Source organism: Rhodoferax ferrireducens (assembly GCF_031458075.1).
Lineage (GTDB): Bacteria > Pseudomonadota > Gammaproteobacteria > Burkholderiales > Burkholderiaceae_C > Rhodoferax_B > Rhodoferax_B ferrireducens_A.
In genome coordinates this window covers 1,452,711-1,477,972 of the sequence record NZ_JAVDXT010000001.1, presented here as the reverse complement: position 1 = coordinate 1,477,972, position 25,262 = coordinate 1,452,711, and the positions used below count along the sequence as shown (strand labels likewise).

At 65.9% G+C, this 25,262-nt stretch carries 25 protein-coding genes, 1 other RNA gene and 1 riboswitch; of the genes, 15 read left to right on the top strand and 11 right to left on the bottom strand.

Annotated elements, in window-relative coordinates; translation table 11 throughout:
• The first annotated feature begins 144 nt into the window (after positions 1–144).
• The 7 genes from J2X19_RS06900 (at position 145) to J2X19_RS06870 (ending at position 8,969) form a co-directional block, all read left to right on the top strand.
• A complete protein-coding gene (locus tag J2X19_RS06900; RefSeq protein ID WP_310371833.1) occupies positions 145–684 on the top strand; it encodes a TRAP transporter small permease in 540 nt (179 codons plus the stop codon).
• A 21-nt stretch (positions 685–705) separates the two neighbouring features.
• Positions 706–1,986, top strand: coding sequence for a TRAP transporter large permease subunit (locus J2X19_RS06895; RefSeq protein WP_310371830.1), 1,281 nt, complete (start codon positions 706–708; stop codon positions 1,984–1,986).
• Positions 1,987–2,046: 60 nt separating this feature from the next.
• Positions 2,047–3,054 (top strand): TRAP transporter substrate-binding protein, encoded by a 1,008-nt coding sequence (locus J2X19_RS06890; protein ID WP_116608646.1) that lies wholly within the window; start codon positions 2,047–2,049, stop codon positions 3,052–3,054.
• 160 nt (positions 3,055–3,214) lie between these two features.
• Positions 3,215–3,661, top strand: coding sequence for a type II 3-dehydroquinate dehydratase (gene aroQ / locus J2X19_RS06885; protein WP_116608647.1), 447 nt, complete (start codon positions 3,215–3,217; stop codon positions 3,659–3,661).
• A 215-nt stretch (positions 3,662–3,876) separates the two neighbouring features.
• Positions 3,877–4,710: a shikimate dehydrogenase family protein gene (locus J2X19_RS06880; RefSeq protein ID WP_310371827.1), complete on the top strand. Its 834-nt coding sequence runs from the start codon at positions 3,877–3,879 to the stop codon at positions 4,708–4,710.
• A gap of 27 nt (positions 4,711–4,737) precedes the next feature.
• Positions 4,738–5,697, top strand: a complete 960-nt coding sequence (locus J2X19_RS06875; protein WP_310371826.1) for an AEC family transporter — start codon at positions 4,738–4,740, stop codon at positions 5,695–5,697.
• A 221-nt stretch (positions 5,698–5,918) separates the two neighbouring features.
• Positions 5,919–8,969, top strand: a complete 3,051-nt coding sequence (locus J2X19_RS06870; protein WP_310371824.1) for a transglycosylase domain-containing protein — start codon at positions 5,919–5,921, stop codon at positions 8,967–8,969.
• A gap of 56 nt (positions 8,970–9,025) precedes the next feature.
• On the opposite strand, the gene J2X19_RS06865 is transcribed toward J2X19_RS06870, so the two are convergent.
• Positions 9,026–10,036 carry an aldo/keto reductase gene (locus tag J2X19_RS06865; protein WP_310371822.1) on the bottom strand — a complete coding sequence of 337 codons (1,011 nt, stop codon included), beginning with the start codon at positions 10,034–10,036 and terminating at the stop codon, positions 9,026–9,028.
• A gap of 103 nt (positions 10,037–10,139) precedes the next feature.
• Here J2X19_RS06865 and J2X19_RS06860 point away from each other — a divergent pair, with 103 nt between their 5' ends.
• The 3 genes from J2X19_RS06860 to J2X19_RS06850 all read left to right on the top strand — a co-directional run bounded on the left by J2X19_RS06860 (position 10,140) and on the right by J2X19_RS06850 (position 14,351).
• Positions 10,140–11,018, top strand: coding sequence for a LysR family transcriptional regulator (locus J2X19_RS06860; protein WP_310371820.1), 879 nt, complete (start codon positions 10,140–10,142; stop codon positions 11,016–11,018).
• Between the two features lie 148 nt (positions 11,019–11,166).
• Entirely contained in the window at positions 11,167–11,979 is an 813-nt protein-coding gene (locus J2X19_RS06855; protein ID WP_310371819.1) for a class I SAM-dependent methyltransferase, read from the top strand.
• A gap of 89 nt (positions 11,980–12,068) precedes the next feature.
• Positions 12,069–14,351: a TonB C-terminal domain-containing protein gene (locus J2X19_RS06850; RefSeq protein ID WP_310371817.1), complete on the top strand. Its 2,283-nt coding sequence runs from the start codon at positions 12,069–12,071 to the stop codon at positions 14,349–14,351.
• A 406-nt stretch (positions 14,352–14,757) separates the two neighbouring features.
• Here the strand turns inward: J2X19_RS06850 and J2X19_RS06845 are convergent, their stop codons facing one another.
• Positions 14,758–15,684, bottom strand: a complete 927-nt coding sequence (locus J2X19_RS06845; RefSeq protein ID WP_310371814.1) for a LysR family transcriptional regulator — start codon at positions 15,682–15,684, stop codon at positions 14,758–14,760.
• A gap of 249 nt (positions 15,685–15,933) precedes the next feature.
• Here J2X19_RS06845 and J2X19_RS06840 point away from each other — a divergent pair, with 249 nt between their 5' ends.
• Positions 15,934–16,977 (top strand): Gfo/Idh/MocA family protein, encoded by a 1,044-nt coding sequence (locus J2X19_RS06840; RefSeq protein ID WP_310371812.1) that lies wholly within the window; start codon positions 15,934–15,936, stop codon positions 16,975–16,977.
• Positions 16,978–17,203: 226 nt separating this feature from the next.
• The gene (locus tag J2X19_RS06835; protein ID WP_310371811.1) at positions 17,204–17,581 is read left to right on the top strand and encodes a VOC family protein; all 378 of its coding nucleotides are present in this window, start codon (positions 17,204–17,206) and stop codon (positions 17,579–17,581) included.
• Between the two features lie 59 nt (positions 17,582–17,640).
• Here J2X19_RS06835 and J2X19_RS06830 read toward each other — a convergent pair whose 3' ends face one another.
• The 9 genes from J2X19_RS06830 to J2X19_RS06790 form a co-directional block, all read right to left on the bottom strand.
• Positions 17,641–17,838 carry a hypothetical protein gene (locus tag J2X19_RS06830; protein ID WP_116608664.1) on the bottom strand — a complete coding sequence of 66 codons (198 nt, stop codon included), beginning with the start codon at positions 17,836–17,838 and terminating at the stop codon, positions 17,641–17,643.
• Positions 17,839–17,973: 135 nt separating this feature from the next.
• A complete protein-coding gene (locus tag J2X19_RS06825) occupies positions 17,974–18,933 on the bottom strand; it encodes an aminotransferase class I/II-fold pyridoxal phosphate-dependent enzyme (RefSeq protein WP_310371808.1) in 960 nt (319 codons plus the stop codon).
• A complete protein-coding gene (cbiB, locus tag J2X19_RS06820; RefSeq protein ID WP_310371806.1) occupies positions 18,930–19,871 on the bottom strand; it encodes an adenosylcobinamide-phosphate synthase CbiB in 942 nt (313 codons plus the stop codon). The genes J2X19_RS06825 and cbiB overlap by 4 nt, the downstream gene beginning before the upstream one ends.
• A complete protein-coding gene (locus J2X19_RS06815; RefSeq protein ID WP_310371804.1) occupies positions 19,868–20,296 on the bottom strand; it encodes a GNAT family acetyltransferase in 429 nt (142 codons plus the stop codon). The genes cbiB and J2X19_RS06815 overlap by 4 nt, the downstream gene beginning before the upstream one ends.
• Before the next feature lie 13 nt (positions 20,297–20,309).
• Positions 20,310–20,975, bottom strand: a complete 666-nt coding sequence (bluB, locus tag J2X19_RS06810) for a 5,6-dimethylbenzimidazole synthase (protein WP_116608669.1) — start codon at positions 20,973–20,975, stop codon at positions 20,310–20,312.
• Positions 20,972–21,739: an ABC transporter ATP-binding protein gene (locus tag J2X19_RS06805; protein ID WP_310371800.1), complete on the bottom strand. Its 768-nt coding sequence runs from the start codon at positions 21,737–21,739 to the stop codon at positions 20,972–20,974. The genes bluB and J2X19_RS06805 overlap by 4 nt, the downstream gene beginning before the upstream one ends.
• Entirely contained in the window at positions 21,736–22,707 is a 972-nt protein-coding gene (locus J2X19_RS06800; protein WP_310371799.1) for a FecCD family ABC transporter permease, read from the bottom strand. The genes J2X19_RS06805 and J2X19_RS06800 overlap by 4 nt, the downstream gene beginning before the upstream one ends.
• Before the next feature lie 20 nt (positions 22,708–22,727).
• Positions 22,728–23,576, bottom strand: a complete 849-nt coding sequence (locus tag J2X19_RS06795) for an ABC transporter substrate-binding protein (protein WP_310371798.1) — start codon at positions 23,574–23,576, stop codon at positions 22,728–22,730.
• Positions 23,573–24,139: a bifunctional adenosylcobinamide kinase/adenosylcobinamide-phosphate guanylyltransferase gene (locus J2X19_RS06790; RefSeq protein ID WP_310371796.1), complete on the bottom strand. Its 567-nt coding sequence runs from the start codon at positions 24,137–24,139 to the stop codon at positions 23,573–23,575. The genes J2X19_RS06795 and J2X19_RS06790 overlap by 4 nt, the downstream gene beginning before the upstream one ends.
• A gap of 85 nt (positions 24,140–24,224) precedes the next feature.
• A riboswitch (cobalamin riboswitch) is annotated at positions 24,225–24,454 on the bottom strand.
• Between the two features lie 37 nt (positions 24,455–24,491).
• Between J2X19_RS06790 and J2X19_RS06785 the strand changes: the two genes are divergently transcribed.
• From J2X19_RS06785 to ssrS, 3 genes are all read left to right on the top strand, one after another.
• Positions 24,492–24,737, top strand: coding sequence for a cell division protein ZapB (locus tag J2X19_RS06785; protein WP_116608674.1), 246 nt, complete (start codon positions 24,492–24,494; stop codon positions 24,735–24,737).
• Positions 24,734–25,063, top strand: a complete 330-nt coding sequence (locus J2X19_RS06780; protein ID WP_116608675.1) for a cell division protein ZapA — start codon at positions 24,734–24,736, stop codon at positions 25,061–25,063. Before J2X19_RS06785 ends, J2X19_RS06780 begins: the two co-directional genes overlap by 4 nt.
• A gap of 10 nt (positions 25,064–25,073) precedes the next feature.
• A non-coding RNA gene (gene ssrS / locus J2X19_RS25940) (6S RNA) lies at positions 25,074–25,253 on the top strand.
• Positions 25,254–25,262 lie beyond the last annotated feature (9 nt).

The window sequence follows — 25,262 nt, the reverse complement described above, 5'->3', positions numbered from 1 at the left end:
CTGCCGGCGTAGCCAAGCGCCTAAGATATCCAATTTACCTATAACAGCTAGCGCCAAATTCAACTATTGGCATAGGGTAAATCCTGAAACCGCAAGAAGTAACTAGTTCGTACATTAATAAGCAGAACCGTACTGGAGACAACCGTGATTCAGAAACTGATTGACAAGTATTGCAAGCTCTTGGCCTGGCTCATCGTGGGCTGCCTGGCCTTGATGGTGGTGCTGGTGTTCACCAACGTGGTGTTGCGCTATGCCATGAACTCCGGCATTGCGGTATCCGAAGAACTGTCGCGCTGGCTGTTCGTCTGGCTGACCTTTCTGGGCGGCATCATTGCCATGCATGAAGGTGCGCACCTGGGCACAGACACACTGGTGTCGCGCCTGCCGTTGGCGGGCAAGAAAGCGTGCCTGGTGATTGGTCATGTGCTGATGCTGTTTGTCTGCTGGCTGCTCTTCAAGGGCGCGCTGGACCAGGTCAAGATCAACTGGGATTCCACCAGCGCCGCCATGGAGGTGTCGATGGCCTGGTTCTACGGCTGCGGCATGGTGTTTGCCGTGTCGGGTGCGGTGATTTTGCTGAACCACCTGTGGCGGCTGGTCATGGGCCAGCTGACCGAGGCCGAGCTGATTGGCATCCGGGAGTCGGAAGAAGAACCTATCGACGTGCCCAAGCCCATCCAATAAGAACACGCCGGAACCACCACCATGACTATTGCCGTTTTTCTGGGCTCCCTGCTCGCCGCCATGGCGCTGGGCGTACCCATCGCCTTCTCCCTTCTGCTCTGCGGTGCCGCGCTGATGTGGCACATGGACATGTTCGACGCCCAGATCCTGGCGCAAAACGTGATCAACGGCGCCGACAGCTTTCCGCTGCTGGCCGTGCCTTTCTTCATGCTGGCCGGCGAGGTGATGAACACCGGTGGCCTGTCCAAGCGGATCGTCAACTTTGCGATGGCGCTGGTAGGCCACATCCGCGGTGGTCTGGGCTATGTGACCATCGTCGCCGCCTGCCTGCTGTCGGCCCTGTCGGGCTCGGCAGTGGCCGATGCCGCGGCCCTCACCGCCCTGCTCTTGCCCATGATGGTCAAGGCCGGGCACGACAAGGCCCGCAGCGGCGGCCTGATCGCAGCCTGCGGCGTGATCGGCCCGATCATTCCGCCGTCGATTGGCTTTGTGATTTTCGGTGTATCGGCCAATGTGTCGATCAGCAAATTGTTCCTGGCCGGCATCTTCCCGGGCCTGGTGCTGGGTGCCGGCCTGTGGTTCACCTGGTGGTGGCTGACCCGCCGCGAGAAGCTGGAGCCGCCGCCCCGCCGCACCAAGGCCGAAGTGTGGGAGTCGTTCCGCAGCGCGGGCTGGGCTCTGATGCTGCCGGTGTTCATTCTGGTGGGCTTGCGCATGGGTGTCTTCACACCGACCGAAGCCGCCGTGGTGGCCGCCGTGTACGCATTGTTCGTGGCCGGCGTGATCTACAAGGAACTCACCATCAAGCAGCTGTACGAAGTGTTCCTCGGCGCGGCCAAGACCACCGCCGTCATCATGTTCCTGGTGGCAGCGGCCATGGTGTCGGCCTGGCTGATCACGGTGGCGCAATTGCCCGACCAGGTGGTCTCGCTGCTGCAGCCCCTGCTGGACAGCCCCACCCTGCTGCTGATGGCCATCATGGTGCTGGTGATGGTGGTTGGCACGGCGATGGACATGACCCCCACCATCTTGATTCTGACCCCGGTGCTGATGCCCATCGTCAAGGCCGCAGGCATTGACCCGGTGTACTTCGGTGTGCTGTTCATCATCAACAACTCGATCGGCCTGGTGACCCCGCCGGTGGGTACGGTGCTGAACGTGGTGGCCGGCGTGGGCAAGATGCGCATGGACGATGTCACCCGCGGCGTGCTGCCCTTTATGGCCGTGCAGTTTGCGGTGATGTTCCTGATGGTGCTGTTCCCGCAAATCGTCATGTGGCCCGCACGCTTCCTTTACGGCTGATCCACTGCGTCCTTCCCTTCTTTGCCCGTGCTATCCATAGAACTTACCCAGGAGATAACCATGAAACGTCTGCTCATCAAAACGCTGGTAGCCGCTGCTGCCCTGGCCGCCTTCGGCAGCGCCAGCGCGCTCGACATCCAGGAGCGCACCATCAAGTTCGCAACCCAGAACCCCAAGGGCCATCCCCTGGTGATCGGCATGGAGAAGTTCGCCGAGATCGTGGCGGCCAAGTCCGGCGGCAAGATCAAGGTCAACATGTTCCCCGGCGGCGTGCTGGGCGGCGACGCCCCCAATGTGTCGGCCCTGCAAGGCGGCACGCTGGAAATGGTGAGCATGAACTCCGGCATCCTGGCCAGCCAGGTCAAGGAATTCGCCATCTACGACTTCCCGTTCCAGTTCGCCAGCGGCAAGGAAGCCGACTTTGTGGTGGACGGCCCGTTCGGCAAGATGATGCACGCCAAGCTGCAAGACAAGGGCATGGTCGGCCTGACCTACTGGGAGCTGGGCTTCCGCAACATGACCAACAGCAAGCGCCCCATCAACAGCGTGGCCGACATGGCCGGTTTGAAGATCCGCGTCATCCCCAACCCGATCAACCTCGACTGGGTCAAGGCGCTGGATGCCAACCCCACGCCCATGGCCTTCCCCGAGGTCTATGCCGCGCTGGAATCCAAGGCCCTGGACGGCCAGGAAAACCCGCTCAGCGTGATCCTGGCCAACAAGTTCTCTGAAGTACAGAAGAACCTGACCCTGACCAACCACCAGTACAACCCCCAGTCGGTCATCATCAGCAAGAAGTTCTGGGACAAGCTCAGCGCCGACGAGAAAAAGCTGATTGGCGATGCGGCCGTCGAAGCCGGCAAGTACCAGCGCCAGGTGGCCCGCGAAGCCGCCGGCACCGCGCTGGACGCGCTCAAGAAAGCCGGTATGCAAGTCACCGAGCTGCCTCCTGCCGAAGTCGACAAACTGCGCGACAAAATGCGCCCTGTGATCGCCAAGTACGCCGTGTCGGTCGGCCAGGAAACCGTGCAGGCGCTGCAGGCTGAGCTGGCCAAAATCAGAAAGTAAGGCGCACCGCCGCCCCCCTTGCAGGGGGCAACACCTGCAGCCTGGCAAAGCCAGCTCTGCGGTGTTTCTGGAGGGCGCAGCCTCGGGCTATCGCCCTTGGCTGCGGGGTGAATAATCCAGCATTCACCCATACGCAAATCAAATTGAACAAAGGAATTCCATGCGCGTCCTCATGCTCCACGGCATCAACCACAACATGTTTGGCAAACGCGACCCCAAGCAGTACGGCACCATCACGCTGGACGAAATCAACGCCAGCCTGGTGGCGCTGGGCAAAGAGCTGGGCGCCGAGGTCGAGGCCTACCAGACCAATGGCGAAGGCGATATGTGCGAACGCATCCACCAGGCGTACACCGACGGCGTGGACGCGGTGCTGATCAACGCCGGCGCCTGGACCCACTACAGCTACGGCATCCGCGATGCGCTGGCCATCCTGACCTGCCCGGTGGTGGAAATCCACATGTCCAACATCCATGCCCGCGAAGCCTTCCGCCACGTGTCGGTGTTCGCCGAAATCGTCAAGGGCCAGATCTGCGGCTTTGGCGTAGACAGCTACCTGCTGGGCCTGCGCGCCGGCGTTTCCGCCGCCCAAGCTGCGAAGGCATAAGCTACATAATTCATAGCTGCTAGCGCTTATTGAATAAACGCTAGAGACACTTTTTACTTCAATCTATCACGCACACCTCCAGCCCACAGACAGAACGCACCCAGTCCAGAAACACCGCAGAACTGGCTTTGCCAGGCTGCTGGTGTTGCCCCCTGCAAGGGGGTGGGCGAAAGATGCGAAGCACTGTAGCCTGGGGGTGAGCCAAAGGACATGCCGTGATTACAGGCAACACCGAACTCATCGCCCACATCGGCTTTCCCACCCACGCCTTCAAGGCGCCGATGATTTACAACCCCTACTTCGACCACGCGGGCATCGATGCCGTGGTCGTGCCCATGGGTTGCAAGGCCGAAGACTACCCGGCCTTTCTGCGCTCGGTGTTCAGCCTGGCCAATATCCGCGGCGCGCTGATCACCATGCCGCACAAGGTGACGACCGCCGGCCTGCTGGACGAGGTTTCACCCACCGCGCAGATTGCCGGCGCCTGCAACGCCGTACGCCGCGATGCCGACGGCAAGCTGGTCGGCGACATGTTCGACGGCGAGGGCTTTGTGCGCGGCGTGCAGCGCAAGGGCTTGGAGCTGCAAGGCATACGCGCGGTGGTGGTCGGCTGCGGCGGCGTGGGCTCGGCGATTGCCGCTTCGCTGGCGGCGGCCGGCGTTGGCACGCTGCGCCTGTACGACGCCTACGGCCCGTCGATGGACGGCCTGGCCGGCCGCTTGCGCCAGCACTACCCGGCGCTGGTGGTGGAAACCGGTTCCAACGACCCGGCCGATTGCGACCTGGTGGTCAACGCCACCCCCATGGGCATGAACGACGGCGACCCGCTGCCCATGGACGTATCCCGCATCGCCCCCAGCGCCTTTGTCGGCGAAGTGGTAATGAAAGCCGAAACCACCGCCTTCCTGGCCGCAGCCCAGGCGCGCGGCTGCCGGGTGCAGGTGGGCACCGACATGCTGTTCGAGCAGATCCCGGCCTACCTGGAGTTCTTCGGCCTGCCCAGCACCACGCCCGAGGTCTTGCGTTCCGTCGCCACGCTGAAGTACTAAAAGTACGGCAGCTAGGCGGCCCCCACGATGCTCCAGATACTGGCAATCACCACCCCCATCTACCTGATCATCGCCGCGGGCTATCTGGCCGTACGCTGCGGGCTGTTCGCCAAGCCCGAGATGCGCGTGCTGGGCCGCTTCGTCATCAACTTCTGCACGCCGGCGCTGATCTTCCGGGCGCTGTCGCAGCGTTCGCTGGGCGAGGTGCTGAACGCGCCCTTCCTGCTGGCCTACGCGCTGGGTTCGCTGGCCGTGCTGTTGGGCGCCATCGCCTATGTGCGCCGGGTGCGCCGCCAGCCGCTGACCGCGGCCGCCATGCAGGGCCTGGGCATGTCGGCATCGAACAGCGCCTTCATCGGCTACCCCATCGCGCTGCAGCTGATCGGGCCGCCCGCGGGGGTGGCGCTGGCGCTGTGCATGGTCGTGGAGAACCTGCTGATACTGCCGCTGGCCCTGGCACTGGCCGACCGCGGCGACAACAGCCACGGTGCCGGCCAGCGCTGGCACCAGGCGCTGGCCGAGTCCTTCAAAGGCCTGCTGAAGAACCCGATGATCGCGGCCATCGTGGCCGGCTTTGGCTTTGCGCTGCTGGGTCTGCAGCTGCCCGAGGTGCTGGCCCGCACGGTGCAGATCGTCGCCACCGCCGCCAGCCCTATCTCCTTGTTTGTGATTGGCGGCACCCTGGTCGGCTTGCAGCTGTCCGGCGTGCGGCGGGACATGGCGACCATCAGCTTGGGCAAGCTGGTATTGCACCCGTTGGCGGTGCTGGCCGTACTGTTGCTGCTGCCGCCCATAGACCCCGCGCTGCGCGTGGCGGCTGTCGTGTTTGCCAGCGTGCCCATGCTCAGCATCTACCCGGTGGTGGCCCAAAAATACCACCTCGAAGGCCTGACCGCCGCCGCCCTGCTGGTGACCACGGTGGCCTCCTTCCTGTCCATCAGCCTGCTGCTCTGGGCCTTGCACGCGCTGCTGGGCTGGACGCCCTAGAAAAATAAGCCAAACAAGGCTGCAGCGCATATTCCACCTGCGCTAGCCGCTTCCAATTCCATAGCATTAACCAGCGACCGGTTGGCCTTTTTCCGCCCTGTGCATGGCTATTTAACAACAGCCTATCGAAGTAGTGCTGTCCTGCGCGGCAGGCAGGCGGTTTTCACACAAACTCAGGATAGGCTTGCTACCAAGTGAATAAATGGGGGTGGGTGGTGCGTATGCGGCAGAAATGGGTTTCAGGGGTGTTTAGAGTTCGGTATATCGCTGCCGTTGTGTTGCTGGCGCTGCTGGTGGCGGCCGGGATGCTGGTCGCGCAGGAAATGCGCACATCGGCCCACCAGGCCCGGTTTTTTGCCGACCTGGCCCGCAAGGCGACTTTTGAGGTGGGCACCGGCCCCAGCCCGTCGATCCGCTTCCCGCAGAGCGCCCCCTACGACGACCGGCTCGGCTATGCGCAGCTGCCGGGCTACCTGAAGAAACTCCAGGCCCGCGACTTCGAGATCGCCCAGCAGGCGCGCATCTCCCCCACCATGGCCACCATCGTGGACGACGGCTACTACGCCCCGTATGCCGAGAAAACCCAGGGCGGTCTGCGCGTGCTGGACCGGCACAACACACCGCTGTTCCAGGAGTGCTATCCGCAGCGCGTATTCGAGCGCTTTGACGACATCGCACCCATCCTGGTCGACAGCCTGCTGTTCATCGAAAACCGCGAGCTGCTCGACCCCGACCAGCCCAAGCGCAACCCCGCGGTCGAATGGGACCGGCTGGCCAACGCGGTGCTGGTCAAGGCCGAAAGCAGCCTCACCGGCACGGCGCGCACGCCCGGCGGCAGCACGCTGGCCACGCAGATCGAGAAGTACCGCCACTCGTCCGAGGGCCGTACCTCCAGCATCCAGGACAAGCTGCGGCAAATGGTCTCGGCCGCCTTGCGTGCCTACCAGCAGGGCGAAGACACCAGCGCGGTGCGGCGCCAGATCGTGCTGGCCTATATGAACACCATGCCGCTGTCGGCCAAGGCCGGCTTTGGCGAGGTGCATGGCATGGGCGACGGCCTGTGGGTCTGGTACGGACAGGACTTCCAGCAGGTCAACCGCCTGCTGAAGACCGTGACCGAGCCCGACGCGCCCATCGCCGAGCAGGCCCAGCTGTACAAGCAGGCGCTGAGCCTGCTGATCTCGCAGCGGCGCCCGTCCTACTACTTCGACGCCGACGAGACCGAGCTGGACCAGCTGACCAACAGCCATCTGCGCCTGCTGGGCAGCGCCGGCGTGATCAGCCCCGCGCTGCGCGATGCGGCATTGCAGGCCCAACTGCACCGGCGCGCCCAGAAGGTGCCGACCGAAGCCGTGTCCTTCGTCACCCAGAAAGCCGCCAACGCGGTGCGCACCCACCTGTCCAGCGTGCTCGGCAACAACCGCCTGTACGACCTGGACCGGCTGGACCTGAGCGCCGCCAGCACCCTGGATGCGCCGGTGCAGGCCGCCGTGACCCAGCTGCTGCGCGACCTGCGCGAACCCGAAAGCGCCAAGGCCGCCGGACTGAACGCCAAGCAGCTGCTGGACCGCGGCGACCCGGCCAAGGTGGTGTACAGCTTCACCCTGTACGAGCGCGGTGCCGACGCCAACCTGCTGCGTGTGCAGACCGACAACTACGACCAGCCGCTGAACATCAACGAAGGCACCAAGCTCGACCTCGGCTCCACCGCCAAGCTGCGCACCCTGATCACCTACCTGGACATCATGGACAAGCTGCACCAGCGCCTGGCCACGCAAGACGCCAAGGAGCTGCGCGCGCTCAGCGTGGACCGGCAGGACGTGCTGACCCGCTGGGCCGCCGACTACCTGGCCGGCAGCCAGGACCGCAGCCTGGCCAAGATGCTGGACGCGGCGCTGGAGCGGCAGTACTCGGCCAACAACGCCGAAGGCTTCATGACCGGCGGCGGCCTGCACCACTTCGACAACTTCAACCGCGACGACAACGCACGGGTGATGTCGGTGCGCAATGGCCTGCGCAATTCGGTGAACCTGGTGTTCATCCGCCTGATGCGCGACATCGTGCACCACTACATGTTCCTCACGCCCGGCTCCTCGGCCAAGCTGCTGCAAGATGCCGACGACCCGCGCCGCGCCGCCTACCTGACCCGCTTTGCCGACCACGAAGGCCAGGTCTTCATGCGCCGCTTCCTGGTCAAGTACCAGGGCAAGAGCGCCGAGCAGGCCGAGGACGCGCTGCTGGGCAGCGTGCGCCCCACCGCCTCGCGGCTGGCCGCCATCTACCGCACGATTGCGCCCCAAGCCTCGCTGGAGCAGTTCTCGGCCTTCGTCACCGACCACCTGCCCGACGGCCTGGACCCGACCGAGCCGCGGCTGGCCAAGCTCTACGCCCAGTACGCCCCCGACCAGATGTCGCTGGCCGACCGCGGCTACCTGGCCAGCGTGCACCCGCTGGAGCTCTGGCTGGTCGGCTACCTGCGCCAGCACCCGGGCGCCAGCCAGACCCAGGTGATGGAGGCCAGCGTGGCCGAGCGGCAGACGGTGTATTCCTGGCTGTTCTCCACGCACCGCAAGCAGGCGCAGGACAAGCGCATCCTGGGCCTGCTGGAAGGCGAAGGCTTTCTGGAAATCCACCGCCAGTGGGCGCAAATGGGCTACCCGTTTGACACGCTGGTACCCTCCTACGCCACCGCGCTCGGCGCCTCGGCCGACCGCCCGGCCGCGCTGGCCGAAATGATGGGCATCCTGGTCAACGGCGGCTTGCGCAAGCCGAATACCCGTATCGAGTCGCTGCACTTCGCCGCCGCCACACCGTATGAAACCCGGCTGCAGTACAAGGCCGGCAAGGCCGAACAGGTGCTGTCCCCCGAAGTCGCCCAGGCCGCACTCGGCGCGGTGCGCCGGGTGGTGGACGAAGGCACGGCGGTACGGGTCAAAAATGCATTCCTGCGGCCCGACGGCAGCAGCTTCCCGGTAGGCGGCAAGACCGGCACCGGCGACCAGCGCTTCGACACCTATGGTGCTGGCGGCAAGCTGATCCAGTCGCGCGTGGTGAACCGGTCCGCCACCTTTGTCTTCAACATCGACGAGCGCTTCTTCGGCACCATCATTGCCTACGTGCCCGGTGCCCAGGCCGCAGGGTACGACTTCACCAGCGCCCTGCCGGTGCAGCTGCTGAAGGTGCTGGCGCCACAGCTCACGCCCTTGCTGGTCGGCGGCGATGCTGCGCCGCCAGCGGCACCGGACGTGGCGGCTTGCGGGGGCAAGGGCTGAGCGGCCCAGGCCTGATGCGCTAGCGGTCGCAGACGGCGCTCATCCAGGCTCAGCGTTCAGGACGCCGCTTCCGGCACATTGGTTCCCATTCCCTCGGGCAGCAGCCGCGCGATCTCGGCCAGCTCCTGTGGGCTCAAACGAAAGTCTGCCGCCCCGATCAGGCCATCGACCTGCCCGGACCGCCGCGCGCCCACGATGGCTCCTGTGACGGCCGATTGCCGTAGCACCCAGGCGATGGCCACCGCGGCAGGCGTCAGCCCATGCCTTTGCCCGATGCTGCGCAATGTCTCCACCAGCGCGAGGTTGCGCGTCAACCGGGGTTCCTGGTAGTCCGGGCTGCGGGTCTTGCGCCAGTCGTCGTCGGGCAGGCTGGCGATGCGCGCACGGCTCATGGCGCCCGTCAGCAGGCCCGACTGGAGCGTGGAGTACGCGATGACTCCCACCCCCGCCTGCTCGCAAAACGGCAGGATGTCGTCTTCGACCTCCCGCATCAGTGCCGAGTACGGTGGTTGCAGCGAGGCAATGGCAGTCACCGCCTGGGCACGCCGGATCTGTGCCACGTTGAAATTGGACACACCGATGGCCCGGATCTTCCCCTGTTCGCGCGCCTTGGCCAGCACCGCCAACGCAGCCTCGATGCCGTCGTCCGGGCCGCCCGGCGGGAAGGCCGGCCAGTGGATCTGGTAGAGGTCGATGGTCTGGACCTGCAGGCGGCGCAGGCTGTCTTCGATCTCCTGCAGCAAGGATTCGGGTGCCAGCGAGTGGGATATTTTCTGGGTGCTGCGATCCCACACCAGGCTGCCCTTGGTGAACACCAGCGGGCGGCGCGACGCCGGCACCCGGCGCAAAAGCTGGCCGACGATTTCTTCGGCATGGCCCAGGCCGTAGACGGCGGCGGTATCGATCCAGTTCACGCCGCGCTCAACGGCATATTCCAGTGCGGCCAGGCTGTCGGCATCGTCCTGCGCACCCCAGCCAAACTCCCAGCCCGGGCCGGCAATGGCCCAGGTCCCCAGCCCGATGGGCGAGATCGTGAAATCGGCATTGCCGAGTCGTTTCTGTTGCATGGCTCAAACTTCCTTCTATAACGGACCGCCAGTGTCCTGCCCTGCATAACAATTGATAAGCCGTGTTATGTTTGTTGAACCACTGAGCCAATTTCATTAAAGAATGCCTGATCTGCACGAACTCGATAGCTTTGCGGCGGTCGCCCGCCACCGCAGTTTCCGCAAGGCGGCCGAAGAACGCGGGGTGTCGGCCTCGGCATTGAGCCACGCCCTGCGCGGCCTGGAGGAGCGGCTGGGCCTGCGCTTGCTCAACCGCACCACGCGCAGCGTGACGCCGACCGAGGCAGGCGAACTCTTGCTGGCGCGGCTGGCTCCGGCGTTGCGCGAAGTGGCCGATGCGCTGGTGGATTTGACCGCCATGCAACAAGTGCCCAGCGGCACCTTGCGGCTGAATGTGCCCAGGCCAGCCGCCCGCCTGGTGCTGGGCCCCCTGCTGGCGCGTTTCGTCGCAGCCTATCCGCGCGTCCAGGTCGAGGTCGTGACCGACGACCGCCTCACCGACATCGTGGACAGCGGGTTCGACGCAGGCATCCGCTTCGGCGAAAGCCTGGCCGGCGATATGGTGGCAGTGCCTATCGGCGCACCGCAGCGCTTCGTGACCGTGGCGGCGCCGGGCTACCTGGCCACCCACGGCACACCGCAGATGCCGCGCGATCTGCTCGGCCATGCGTGTATCGGCAGGCGCTTTCCCAGCGGCCATCGGTATGCATGGGAACTGCAGGCCGACGGCCAGGCCCTGTCCCTCAGCGTCGAGGGGCCACTGGTTTTTGACGACGATGCACTGATGATCCAGGCCGCGTGCGATGGTGCGGGGGTCGCGTATGTCTACGCGTCGCAGGTCCATGACGAGCTTCTGGCGGGCCGGCTGGTCGCCGTATTGGAAGCGTGGAGCGCGCCGCCCAGCCGGTTCTTTTTGTACTACCCCAGTCGGCGGCATCTGCCTTCGGCATTGAGAAGCTTTGTGGATTTCATCCGAACCTAAAGCCTCAAAATATGAAAGAAATCGGCCTCCAGCGCATATTCCATCTGCGCGAGGCGCTCTTAATTTAAGAGCAAATTCTAGACTGCGCCGTCGTTGACGAGGCAGGCCTACAGAGCCAACATAGCCCACGGGCTTTGCAGGAGGTTCCATGGCCGAGAGCGACAAGGTGTTTGCGGGTTCTATCCCCAAGTTCTACGACACGCTGATGGTCCCGTTGATCTTCGGGGCCTATGCCGCCGACACGGCGGCGCTTGTCGCCAGCTTCTCGCCCGGCGCGGTGCTGGAGACGGCGGCCGGCAGCGGCGTGGTCACGCGGGCGCTGGCGCCCCAGCTGCGCGCCGACGCACGCTACGTGGTGACCGACCTGAACCAGCCCATGCTCGACTATGCGGCCAGCCGACAGGGAGCAGACAGCCGCATCGCATGGCAGCAGGCCGACGCACTGGCCCTGCCCTTCGCAGATGCCGCGTTCGACGTGGTGTGCTGCCAGTTCGGCGCGATGTTCTTCCCCAACCGGGTGGCCGGCTACGCCGAGGCGCGCCGCGTGCTGCGGCCAGGCGGGCGCTTTGTCTTCAGTGTCTGGGACCGCATCGAAGAGAACGCCTTTGCCGACGACGTCACCAAGGCCGTCGCCACAGTGTTTCCCAACGACCCGCCACGCTTCCTGGCCCGCACACCGCACGGCTACCACGATGTCGCACTGATACGCGAGGAATTGAGACGCGCCGGGTTCACCGACGTCGTGGTCGAGACACATGAGAAGCTGAGCTGCGCGCCCTCGGCACGCGACGCCGCCACCGCCTATTGCCAGGGCACGCCGCTGCGCAACGAAATCGAGGCGCGCGACGCCAGCCTGCTGCAGCTCGCCACGGACCGCGCCACGCAGGCGATCGCCAGCCGCCATGGCGCAGGCCCGGTGGCCGGCAAAATCCAGGCGCATGTGATCGTGGCGGCGGGATAGCCGAGTCCCGCCGTCCCCGGCAGCGGCTACATTCGTGGCTGCACCATATTCCCCGGCAGTCTGCGTACGGCTGCCGGGCCACCCAGCACGTGTCCATAGAAGCCATACCCGTTCCAACCGATAGCCCCTGGCTGAGCCAGCGCATACGCCCTGCGCGCGAGCGGCTGTCGCTGGGGTTTGTGTTCTCCCTGCTGTTCCACGCGCTGCTGTTGAGCCTGACCTTGGGGGGCGATGAGATCGGGCTTCCGGGCTTCGGTTTCCCCTGGCAGGAAAGACGCGGCGAGGTGCCGGAGCTGCGCGTTGTGCTGGAACCTGCGCCCGCCGCCACCGCCGAACCGTCGCAGAACGCAACGCAGGGTCCACCTGCGTCCGCTGGCGCTACGCCAGCGCCACCCACGGCTGTTGCCGCCCCTGCGGGAACGCCATTGCGTGCCGATCCACCCGCCGAGACCGCACCGCCACAGGACTCCGAACCTGCGGCCACGGCAGCGAACCCGCCCGAAGGGATGACGTGGATAGCGCCTCCGGCACCTGCCATGCCGGCCCCCAGCGACGCCGAGCGACGGCAAGCCGAACGCCAGGAGGCAGCCCGGCTGAAGGCTGCCGAACAAGAAGCGAAGCGGATCGAGGCAGCGCAGCGGGCCGCTGAGCAGCAAGCGGCGGCAGAAGCCTTGCAGGCACAGGCCGCCCAGCGGGAGGCGGATCGACAAGAAGCCGCAAAGGCGGCGCGCATCGAGGCTGACCGCCAGGAAGCGGCCTTGGCCGAGGCGGCCCGGCTGGAAGCTGTGCGCAAAGACGCCGTCCGCCAGGAAGCGGCACGCGCCGAAACCGCGCGTTTGGAGCTTGAACGCCAGGAGGCCACGCGGCAGCTTGCCGCCCGGCAAGAAGCCGCGCAGCAGGACGCCGCACGCCAGGAAGCGAGCTTGGTCGAAGCAGCGCGGCTGGAGACGTCAAGGCTGGAGGCGGTCCGCCAAGAAGCAGCCCGCACCGAGGCCGCGCGCTTGGAAGTCGAACGCCAGGAAGCCACCCGGTTGCTGACAGCGCGGCAAGAGGCGGCACAGCAGGACGCCGCGCGCCAAGCAGCTGCACGGGCCGAGGCCAGCCGCCAGGAAGCCGCGCGGGCCGAGGCAGTGCGGCTGGAAGCCGAGCGCCTGGAGACCGCAAAGCAGGCAGCGGCAAAACAAGAAGCGTTGCGGCAGGACGCCGTGCGCCAGGAGGCGGCCCGGGTCGAAGCGGCCAAACAAGAGGCAGCTCGGCAAGAAGCCTTGCGGGCCCAGGCTGCCCGGCTGGAAGCCGACAAACAGGAAGCCGCCAAGGCGGCGCGCGCCGAGGCCGAACGCCAGGAAGCCTTGCGCCAAAACACCGCCCGCCAAGAAGCGGCGCGGGCCGAAGCTACGCGGCAGGAAGCCGAGCGCCTGGAGGCAGCAAAACAGTTGGCAGCACGGCAAGAAGCAGCCCGCCAGGAGACTGCCAAACAAGAGGCCGCACGGGCCCAGGCTGCCCGCGAAGAGCTTGCAAGCCAAGACGCCGCCCGCCAGCAGGCCGCACGCACCGAAGCCGCCCGTTCGGAAGTCGAACGCCAAGAGGCATCACGGCAAGCGGCCGCGCGGCAAGAAGCAGCACGGCAAGAGGCGGCCCAGCAGGATGCCGCCCGCCAAGCAGCGGCGCGGGCCGACGCCGCACGCCAGGAAGCAGCACGCGCCGCGGCCGCGCGGCAGGAAGCGGAACGCCAGGAGGCGGCGGCGCAAGCTGCTGCACGGCAAGAAGCTGGGCGGCAGGAAGCCGAACGCCTGGAGGCCGCCAAGCAGGCGGCAGCCCAGCAAGAGGCGGCGCGGCAGGACGCTGGCCGCCAGGAAGCGGCGCGGGCCGAAGCCGCACGGCTGGAGGCGGCACGCGCGGCGGCGACGCAACGCGAAGAACGGCTAAAAGCGATAGGACGGCAATTAAACGAGGAAGCCGATCGGCGAGCCGCCGCGGCAGCGGCACGCCCCTCCCCCACGCTGCCATCCTCCTGGAGCAGCGCCCGCCGCGGCCGGATCTTCGGCCGTAGCGATAGCAACGAGGAGCTGGTCCGCTACGCCGAAGCCTGGAGCCGAAAGATCGAGCTCAACATGACCTTTGACGCCATCCGCGAAGCCGCCAAGCAGCCGCACACCGATCCCCTGGTGATGGTGGCCGTGCGCAGTGACGGCTCGGTAGAGTCGGTAAGCTTCGTGCGCTCCAGTGGCGTGGCAGCTCTTGACGAAGCGATACGCAGCGTCATAGAAAGCCAGGCGAGCTATCAGGCGTTCCAACCCGCCCTGGCCCGCGAATTCGACGTGATCGAGATCCGCCGCAGCTGGCACTTCGACATGGCGATCCGCTTGTACTAATGGGACATTGTCTGCGGTGCGGAACATGGAGAGAGGGCTACACGAGACCGTCCGGCTCAGGCCGCAACGCAATCTACCTGCAGCTATAGCGGCTTTTCAAAATCTTCAAGGCATATAGATATTTACCTGATGACACCATTTTTAGAACACTTCGGCCTGCTAATTGGTGTCACTCTTCTATTGATTTGGGTACTTATCCTCACAGTACGCTACCCACTTTCAGGTAGGAATGAGAGCCCACAGGCGTTCTTATCTCGATTTTGCGAAAAGTACAAAGGCAAGCCTTGCACACAACTCAAGGTCTGTCTTTGGCTATGTGGTGCCGGAACCGTTTGCGCGACATTGGTGAACTCTTGTGTGCCCCGAATTTAGAGGGACTTGTGTTGCCCCCCTCTTGGTACCAGATTCACACCACCACCGTATCCAGCGCAAACGCCCCCTGGGTCAGCTCCTGCACCAGAAAATCCACGCAGACCTTCAGCTTGGCCGAGTTGCCCAGGCGCGTGGCCGTCACGGCCCAGACATTCGCCTGCTGGTGGTAGGCGGGTAGCACGCGCTGCATGCTGCCGTCTTTGAGCCGGGCCGCCACGTCCCAGCTGGACAGCAGCACGATGCCGTGGCCGTCGACCGCCCAGTTGTGCACTGCGTCGCTGTGGTTCGAGCCCAGGGTGCTGGTCACCTTGACCGACTCCACGCCCTGCGGCCCCTCCAACCGCCAGACGCCGTAGGCCTGGTCGCGGTCGCGGAACAGCAGGCAGTCGTGCTGGGCCAGCTCGGCCAGGGTCTTGGGCATGCCGCGGCGTGCCAGGTAGCTGGGCGCCGCACACAGCACGCGCACGCTGCGGGCCACCGGATGGGCCACCAGATACGGCTCGCTGATATCGCCGACGCGGATGTCGATGTCGAAACCCTCACCCAGCACGTCGACCCGCCGGTCCACCAGCTCCAGCCAGATGTCCAGCTCCGGGTACTGCAGCTTGAGTCGCGCCAGGATGTGGCCCACGTGGTTGCGGCCCAGGCGCAGGCTGGTGCTGATGCGCAGCGTGCCCGACGGCGTGGCCCGCGTGCGCCCGACTTCTTGGCTAAGGCTGTCGGCCGTGTCCAGGACCTTGCGCGCCCAGAGCAGCGCAGTCTCGCCCTCGTCGGTGATCGACACCCGGCGCGTGGTGCGGTGGAACAGCGCCAGGCCCAGGGCCTTCTCCAGCCCGGCCACGCGCTTGCTCACGTAGGCGGGCGAAATTCCTAGCTCGACTGCGGCCGCATTGAAGCTGCTGCGCCGCGCCACGCAGCAGAACACCCGCAGGTCGATCAGCTCCCATTGCGTATTTACCACGGCGTACTCACCCTTGATTGTTCACCATTGGCTAATTGTGAATCATCTTCTTTACTAATTACAAACCAAACAACCATGATTACGATGCCGCAGCACCAACAGCATCACCCCACGTTGCTGGTGGCACACCGTCCAGAAACAGCGCGGAACTGGCTTTGCCAGGCCGCTGCTGTTGCCCCCTGCAAGGGGGTTAGCGGAAAGTGCGCAGCATTGGAGCCTGGGGGTGAGCCATCCATATAAAGAGACACCATGACACCGCTGAAAATCGCCGTTGCTGGCGCGGGCTACATCGGCCTGGCCCACATCGAAGTACTGGCCCGCAGCAACCGCTGCAGCCTCTCGGCCATCGTCGACCCCTCGCCCAGCGCGGTAGCGATTGCGGCCCAGGCCGGCGTGCCGCTGTACACCTCGCTGGACGCGCTGCTCACCGCCGCCAAGCCCGACGGCATCATCCTGGCCACGCCCAACCATCTGCACGTGCCGCAAGCCCTGCAGTGCATCGCCGCCGGCCTGTCGGTGCTGCTGGAAAAGCCGGTGGCGCCCGCCTTGGCCGAAGGTGAGCAGCTGCTGAAAGCGGTAGAAGAAACCGGTGCCAAGCTGCTGGTCGGCCACCACCGCGCGCACAGCCCCATCATGGCCAAGGCCAAGCAGGTGGTGGACTCGGGCCAGCTCGGCCAACTGGTCACGGTGATGGGCAGCGCGCAGTTCTTCAAACCCGACGAATACTTTGCTGACGGCCCCTGGCGCGCCCAGACCGGCGGCGGCCCCATCCTGCTAAACATGGTCCACGAGGTGCACAACCTGCGCATGCTGTGCGGCGAGATCACCGCGGTACAGGCCTTCGCCAGCAATGCCACCCGCGGCTTCGCGGTGGAAGACACGGTGGCCATCAACCTGCGTTTTGCGAATGGCGTGCTGGGCAGTTTCATGCTGTCCGACACCGCTGCTTGCCCGCGCAGCTGGGAGCAGACCAGCCAGGAGAATAAGGCCTATGCCACGTATGCAGACGAAGACTGCTACGTGATCGCCGGCACCCACGGCAGTCTGTCCGTGCCGACCATGCGGCTCAAAACCTACCCGCGGCCCGAAGACCGCTCCTGGTGGAAAGAGTTCGAATCCGGCGTGGTCGGCATGGTGCGCGACGACCCGCTGAAGCACCAGATCCACCACTTCGCCGATGTGATCGAAGGCAAGGCGCAACCGCTGGTCAGCACCCGCGATGGCGTGCAGAACCTGCGGGTGACGGAGGCGATTGCCGAGGCGGCCCGCACGGGGTTGGTGGTGCGGATGTGAGCGGCCTGGGCTCGCAGCGGGTTGGGGTGGCTTGCTATATAAAGCGTAGCTGCTAGCGCAGGTATTTCCTGCGCTAGCAGTCGATTGGTCTTGAACTTTTGGATGGAGCCAGTGCTCCGTCTTGTGAGGGAGAAATGACCGCGCATTACGGCGCCACAAGTTTGCGCCACGCTATAGTGGCCTTCGCGTTGGGCCTCGCGCAGGCCCGCACACTTCTGGAGAACCCATGTTTGACCATGTCAAATTCGGCGTCAGCGACTATGCAGCGAGCAAAGCATTCTTCCTCAAATCACTCGAACCGCTCGGCATAGTGATTGCCTCGGAAGGGCCGCCGGCGTACGGTGTCGAGCTGTGCCAACCAGGCGGCAAGTCTTCATTGTGTTTGTTCGAGACCCAGGAGAAACCGGCGCATCTCCACGTGGCATTCGCGGCCAAGAACCGCCAGCAAGTCGAGGCTTTCTATCGCGCGGCGCTGGATGCGGGCGGCAAAGACAACGGCGCACCGGGTCTGCGCCCACACTACCACGCGAACTACTATGCTGCGTTCGTCATTGGTCCGGACGGGCACAACATCGAAGTGGTTTGCAACGAACCCGAGGCTTAAATCTTTCTTCCTGCGGCCGTGCCCGCTGCACTGCGCATCTCACCTTCCAGAACGGTAGATCAGTCCAGCGGCTTCTCTTCCGTTGGCACCGGCGCAGCCTCGTCAGGAACCTTGGGCGTGTCGGATGCATGGTGTTCCATGTGCGTCTTCTTGCCGGGCTGCGGTGTCTGGTCTGCACCGGGCGCCAACTCTTCTCCGCGGTGCTTCTTCTCTTGCTGCACTTTTTTGTCGTGCGCAACGTTTCTTGGATCGGTCATAGGTCTTTCAGTAGTTGACTCACCATGTTGGCAGCAAACTTTTCTGCGCAGGTAGGACAAACCGCTGTCGTACGACGGAGCATGGCCCGAATGCAAAGACACGACGGACAAAACGCCCAAGGCGCAAGAACAGGTCTAGCTTGCCGAAACGAGCGCATCCTGCGCCAAAGGCGGCAACACGCCCAGGCGCACATAGCCCGGCAGGCCGAAAGAGGTGGCGTCGCGCAGCTTGATGCCGCAGGCGCGCAGCTGCTGCAGACGCAGCGGCAAGTCGTCTCCGCCGGGCCGGGCGCAGAAGAAATTGGCGTCACTGGGCAGGCATTCCCAGCCCAGGGCTTTGCACACAGCGAGCTGCCGCGCCTTCCATTCACGCAACCTCACCAGGCTCTGCGCCAGCCACTGCTGGCTGGCCGATACGCACCAGGCCTGCAGCAGCGCCACGCCGTGCGCGCCGACCGGCCAGGACGGGCACAGCGCCTGCAGCGCCGCGGTGTCTGCGCCCAATGGCGCGATCGCATAGGCGGCACGGATGCCGGTCAAGCCCAAGGCCTTGTTCGGCGTCCACATCTGCCAGACGCGATCACGCTGCGCGGCGTCCAGGCTCGCCCTGCCCTCCAGCCGCAGCGGCGCATAGGCGCAGTCCAGCACCAGTTGCTGGTCGGCCCGCAAGCCATCGACCAACACCGGCAAACCCGCATGGGCCTGGCCCAAGGGGCTGGACGGCTCGCAGGCCCACAGCAACTGGGCCTGCGCCGCATCTGATAGGGCCAGGCTCCAGGCCTGCGCGGCCTGCAGGTAGTCGCCGTAATGGTGCTGCGGCAGGTACACGCGCTGGCGTTGGTGTACCGCGCTGATGCGGTGGATGAACTCGCTGGCGCTGGCCGCCAGCACGATGCGCTGCGCGGCCACGCCGTGGAAGGCCGCTAGCTGTTGTTTCATGGCGGTGTACTGCGGGTCGGGGTAGCGTGTGGCGTCGGCCTGCTGCACGGCGGCCAGCGCATACGGGCACGGGCCGCAGGCATTGCTGTTGGTGGAGAAATCGAACCGCGGCACACCCAGTGCGTCCGGCCCTCCGTGGACAGGTATGTGCGTCATCTTGCTATTAAAACCAGAGCTACCAGCGCAGCAAGAATAAGCGCCAGCAAGGTATTTCTTGCATAGCGCACAGCCTGCTGGGTATCCGCCGCAACCGGCACGCGCCCGCTGCTGTTCAAGGTATAGACGCCGGGCTTGCCGAGCCGCACATCCAGCACCAGAGCCATGGCTGCCATCGGCCAGCCGCTGTTCGGCGAGGGCGTCAAACGCGCCTCGCGCAGCAGTGCCCAGCCCCGCCCACTGCCGGCCACGGCCAGCAGCAGCACGGCTGTGATGCGCGCGGGTAGCCACGACAGCACATCGTCGGCCCAGGCCGCCCATTTGCCCGCCCATTCCCAGACGCGGCCGTTGCGCACGCCGCGGTAGCCCCACATGGCGTCGGCGGTGTTCGCAAACCGGTACAGCGCCGCGCCCGGTAGGCCGAACAGCACGAACCAGAAGATGGGGGCCACGACCGAATCGTTCAGGTTCTCGGCCAGCGACTCGATGGCGCTCTCGCGCACCTGGCCCTCGGTCAGCGCGGCCACATCGCGGCTGACCAGCCAGGACAGCCGCTGGCGGCCGGCGTCCAAGGACTCACCCAGCGCCGCTTCCACCGCGAGCACTTCGCGCTGAAGCATGGCCCAGGCCAATAGTGGCTTCAGCACCAGGCCCAGCAGCACTGCGGCCAACAGCGCCGGCAACTGCAACAACGCATGCTGCAGCCACCACGCCGCTACACAAACCGTAGCAGCGCCCGCAGACCACGCCAGCGCACCCAGCACAAAAGCCTTGAAATCCGGGTCGCGGGCCGCCTGTGCGGGCGCAATGCGTTGACCGATCCACCCCAGGTAGTTGCCGATCCACACCACCGGGTGCCAGCGGGCCCGCGGCTCGCCCAGCCAGACATCGACGGCCAGCGCCAGCAGCAGCGCCGCGGCAGCGACGGCCCAGTTCAAGCGGCAGGCCCATCGGGGATCAGCCGCTTGCCCAGGCTCACGGCCTCGTCCTGCGCGTAGCCCAGGTGGCGGTAGAAATCCAGCACCGCGGTGTTGCTGGAGCGCACCTGCAGGTTCAGCTTGGGGCAGCCCAGGGCCAGCAACAGTTGCTCGATGTGCGCCATCAGCACCGCGCCATGGCCCTGGCCGCGCTGGTCAGGTTGCACCGCCAGGTAATTGACCCAGCCACGGTGGCCTTCGTAGCCGGCCATGGCGGTGGCGACCAGTTGGCCATCGACTTCGCCGACCAAAAACAGCTCGCGCTGCACCAGCAGCTTGCGCGCGATATCTTTGTGCGGATCGTTCCAGGGGCGGGTCAGGCCGCAGGCTTGCCAGAGGGCGACAACGGCGGCTTCATCGGATTCTTGGTAGCTTCGAATGTGCATGGTGGGCGTATTTTCAGTCAGCAAACAGGGCGGAAGCCTGGCCCCACTGGTCGTCAAACACCAGCTCGGCCAAGGCAGTGCGGCGCGCCCATTGTTCCTGCTCCAGCATCGGCCGGTCATAGAACTGGGCCACCGGGCCCAGGCACAGCAGGCCGATGACCTCGGCGCCGGCTGGCAGGCCCAGCACACCGGCCACCACCTGCGGGTCGAACAGCGAGACCCAGCCCATCCCTAGGCCTTCGGCACGGGCTGCCAGCCACAGGTTCTGGATCGCGCACGAGGCGGATGCCAGGTCCATTTGCGGCAAGGTGCGGCGGCCAAAGATGTGCTTCTCGCGGCCATCGGGCAGCACCACGGCCAGCAGCTCGGCGGCGTCCAGCAGGCCTTGCACCTTCAGCCGCATGAAGTCGTCTTGCCGCTCGCCCAGGGCTTCGGCGGTCAGCAGGCGCTCGGCCTCGACCACGCTGTGCAGCTGCTGGCGTTGCGCCAGTTGGGTGATGCGGATGAAGCGCCAGGGCTGCATGAAGCCGACGCTGGGGCCGTGGTGTGCGGCCAGCAGCAGGCGCCGCAGCAGCTCGGGTTCGACCTCGCCGCCATTGAAATGCCGCATGTCGCGGCGCTCGAAGATCGCGCGGTAGACGGCGTTGCGCTCGGGCGCGCTGAAGGCGTGGTCGTTCATATTTTTGGTAGCGCAATCCATTGATGGGATACGCGCTGGATGGTGATGCGTTGGTCAAACACCTGCTCCAGCGCGTGGTGCGTGGCCGGGTCGGCACACAGGCCCGCATGCCGCACCCGGCCCTGGGCCAGCACCAGCATGTCGTCGGCCTGCAGCGCGATCGACACCTCGTGCAACACGCTGACCACCGTGTGGCCGCGCGCCACCAGCGCGCGCACCAGCAGCAGCCAGTCGGTCTGGTGCGGCGGGTCGAGGTTCGCCAGCGGCTCGTCCATCAGCAGCACAGGCGCCTGCACCGCCAGCCCCCGCGCCAACAGCACGCGCTGGCGTTCGCCGCCCGACAGCTGGCCGAGCGCGCGTTCCCGCCAGTCCCAGGCCTGGGTGGAACGCAAGGCCTGCTCGACCGCCGCTTGGTCGGCCGCGGTCGGCGCGGCCAGCCAGGCGCGGTGCGGCAGGCGGCCCAGCATGGCCACGTCCCAGACCGTCAGATCATCGGCACTGGCCTCACCCTGCCCCAGCCAGGCCAGGGTTTGGGCGCGTTGCCGACCGGGGAACGAAGCCAGCGGCCGGCCCAGCAATTCCACGCTGCCGGTGCATGGCAGCAAGCCGGCCAGCACCTTCAGCAGCGTTGATTTGCCCGCGCCGTTCGGGCCGACGATGCTGGCCCAGCGGCCTTTGCCAAAGCTCGCATCGATGCCATGCAATATCGGGGCTTTTGACAGGCTGGCGCAGACGCCGCTTGCACGAAGTGCTATGTTTGTCATAGCAAACCTCCGCCACGCTTGTGCATGCGCCACAGCAGGTAGCTGCCGCCGAGCACCGCCGTCAGCACGCCCACCGGCAGCTCCTGCGGCGCCAGCAGCCAACGCGCCAGGATATCGGCCGCCATCAGCAGCACGCCCCCGGCCAGACTGGACAGCAGGATGAGCCGGCTGTGCGTGGTCTTCACCAGCGAACGCGCCAGATGCGGCGCGGCCAGGCCGACGAAGGCGATCATGCCGGTCTGCGCCACGGCCGTGCCGGTAGCCAGGGCCAGCACCAGAATCAGGATGGCACGCATGCGCGGCAGCGGCAGGCCCAGGCTTTGGGCCGTAGCTTCGCCCAGGCTCAGGCCGTCGAGCACATGGCCCAGCGCCCAGGCCACCGCCACGCAGAGCAGCCACACGCCGGCCATCAGCGCACACGCCGTCCAGCCGACAAAGCTGGTGCTGCCCAGGTTGAAGCCCTGCATCGCGCTGAGGATGTCCGGCGCGCCCAGCGTCACCAGATCCTTGGCCGCGCCCAGCACCACGCCGACGATGACCCCGGCCAGCAGCAGGCGCAGCGTGTGCTGCACGCTATTTGCCAGCAGCAAGGTCAGCAGCACGCCACCGATCGCACCGGCAAAGGCCGCACCGGTGAGCCCAACGCGCACCAGCCAGGCGGTAGCGAATGGCGATACGCCCAACAGCACCAGCGCGAGAGCCATCGCCAGCGAAGCGCCGGATGCGCTGCCCAGCAGGTACGGGTCGGCCAGCGGATTGCGGAACAGGCCTTGCGCTACCGCACCGGCCAGGCCCAGCAAGGCCCCGGCCAGCCAGGCGCCCAGGGTGCGCGGCAGGCGGATATCCAGCAGGATCTGCAGCGCCACGGCATCGTGCCGCGCCGCCAGCAGGCCTTCGAAACCGGTGCTGCCGATGCTGGCGCCGACGGCCAGCAAGGCCAGGGCCAGCAGCAGCAAACCGGTTGCCAAAAGCCCAGCGCGCCGGGCTGTCACGGGGCTTTGTCCTGCAGGCAGGCGGCCATGGTACGCGCGGCTTCGGCCATGCGCGGGCCGGGGCGCACCAGGGTGTCCGACTGGGCGGTGGTGAACACGCAGATGCGCTTTTCGCGGACCGCGCGGATGGCGGCCCAGCCGGGGCGCTGCTCCAGCCCCAGCGCGTTGCGGTCGCCCACCATGATCAGGTCCGGGTTGGCGCGGACGACGAATTCCGGGTTCAGCTTGGGGAACGGGCCGAGCGCCGGCGGCACGATGTTCTGCACGCCGAGCCGGGCCATGGTTTCGCCGATAAAGGAGGTGCTGCCGGCTGCGTACGGCGCGGAATTCACCTCGAAGTAGACGCGTGTGTTCTTGACCTTGGCCGGCAGCGACTGGGCTGCGGCCGATACTGCCGCATCGATGTTGCGCCAGATACGCGCCGCGTCCGCCACCTGCAGCAGCTGGCCGAGCTTGGCCAGCACGCGCTGCACGTCCTTGTAGGTTTTAGGCTCCAGCGCGACGACCTTGATGCCCAGCGCCTCCAGACGCGCACTGGCACGCGAGGCGGTGGCCAGCAGCACCACGTCCGGTCGCAGGGCGACGATGGCCTCGATGTTCGGATCGAGTCCGCCGCCCACCTGGGGCAGGCTGCGCACGCTGTCGGGGAAGTTGGAGTAGCGGTCTACCGCCACCAGCCGCGCGCACTGGCCCAGTTCGCAGACGCTCTCGGTCAGGGAGGGCAGCAGGCTGACGATGCGCTGCGGCGTCTGGGCGAAGCTGACGTTGACGCCGCGGTCGTCGGTCAGCTGCAGCGCCTGCGCGGGCACGGCGACCAGCAGGCAGATCCACAAGCACAGCTTCATGCTGCGTCTTTCAAAGTCAAAGGCAAGCCCGCCGCCATCAAGGTCACGCGCTGGCAGCGCTGCGCCACCTGCTGGTTCAGGCTGCCCAGCGCATCGACGAAGGCGCGCACCTCGCGGCCCATGGGAATCACGCCCAGGCCGATCTCGTTGCCCACCAGCACCAGCGGGCCGGGCGCGGCGCTGATTGCTTCCAAAAACATAGCTACTGCCGCAGGTGCTACCTGCACCGAAGGGCTATTTTCCGTAAATTCTGCGGGCATCAGCAGATTCGTCAGCCACAGCGTCAGGCAGTCGACCACCACCAATGTGTCGGCCCGGCTGTGCTGGGCGATGGCCGCGGCCAGCAGCAGCGGTTCTTCGATCGTCAGCATGCCGGGCACGCGCTCGGCCCGGTCGCTCTGGTGCCGGGCGATGCGCGCGCGCATCTCGTCGTCCCAGGGCTGGGCAGTGGCGACGAAGACGGCACGGTGGTCGGCGGACGCAGCCAGCCAGGCGGCAGCCCGTTGCTCGGCGCGGCGCGACTTGCCGCTTTTCTGGCCGCCGAGTATCAGTTCGCTGGTCATGGTGTTTAGCACTTGTATAGGCCCGCACCGGCGTCCCCGCCAGTGCATGGGCGTCAAGACGGCGCGCCAGGGTTGCGCCCTGACGCATGCCGTCACCGTGTTGGCCGGTATCCGGGCTGGCGGAAACTCCTACCGTCTTCCCAGGCATGTGTTCGGTGACACCCAGTGACTGATTGGCAGGAGGCGGGTCCAGGGACCCATCCGTTTGACCGTTGCGGGGGCAGCGCAGGCTCGGAGGTTTGCGGCCTCCTTCTGCTTCCCGTTGAACTGCGCCGTGTGAACCACGCCGCGAGCACCAACGCGCGAATTTTACGATGGGGGGCCGCACACTAGTCACTAGAATCGGTGGCTTATGGCCACCCCCACCCAAATTGATCAAGTTGCAGAGCGCACCGAACGCCTGCTGCTGCGCTACCGCGAGCTGCAGCGCACCAACAAATTGCTGACCGAACAGGTCGCGTCGCTGGAGCAGGAGCGCGATTCGCTGAAGTCGCGCCTGGGTGCCGCCCGTGCCCGTATCGACGCGCTGCTGGAGCGCCTGCCCGACGCCGGCCCGCCTCCTGCGGTACGCGCAGCCCCCCGCAAGGACACGCCATGAAGCAGCTGGAAGTACAAATCCTCGGCCAAAGCTATTTGCTGGGCTGCCCCGAAGGCGGCGAGGCCCGCTTGCTGGACGCCGTGAAAATGGTGGACACGGCCATGTGCGCGATCCGCGATGGCGGCAAGATCAAGGCCCGCGACCGCATCGCCGTGCTGGCCGCGCTGAACCTGGCGTTCGACCTGTCGGACCGCGACCGGGCTCCCGCTCCGCGCCCCGCGCCTCCGCAGAGCGCCGCCACTGCATCGGCGGACAGCGACCCGGTACTGGCCGGCCTGATTGAGCAGCTGGACCAGGCTTTAAGCCAGGACGGACAGCTGATTTAATTTAGAATAGGCCCGTCTGCGGTGCATGCCGGGCTTTATATTTCCTTGAACCAATGCTCTATGAGCCCGGGCCTGGAATATCCCCTGGGGAGCGTGATCATCTCGCGTTAGATGAACCCAACTCCAGGGTGACCTAGCCCACCTGAACCCCGGTTCAGGATGCCGGTCCGGTGGCATTCGCAGACACCTCATTCCCCCT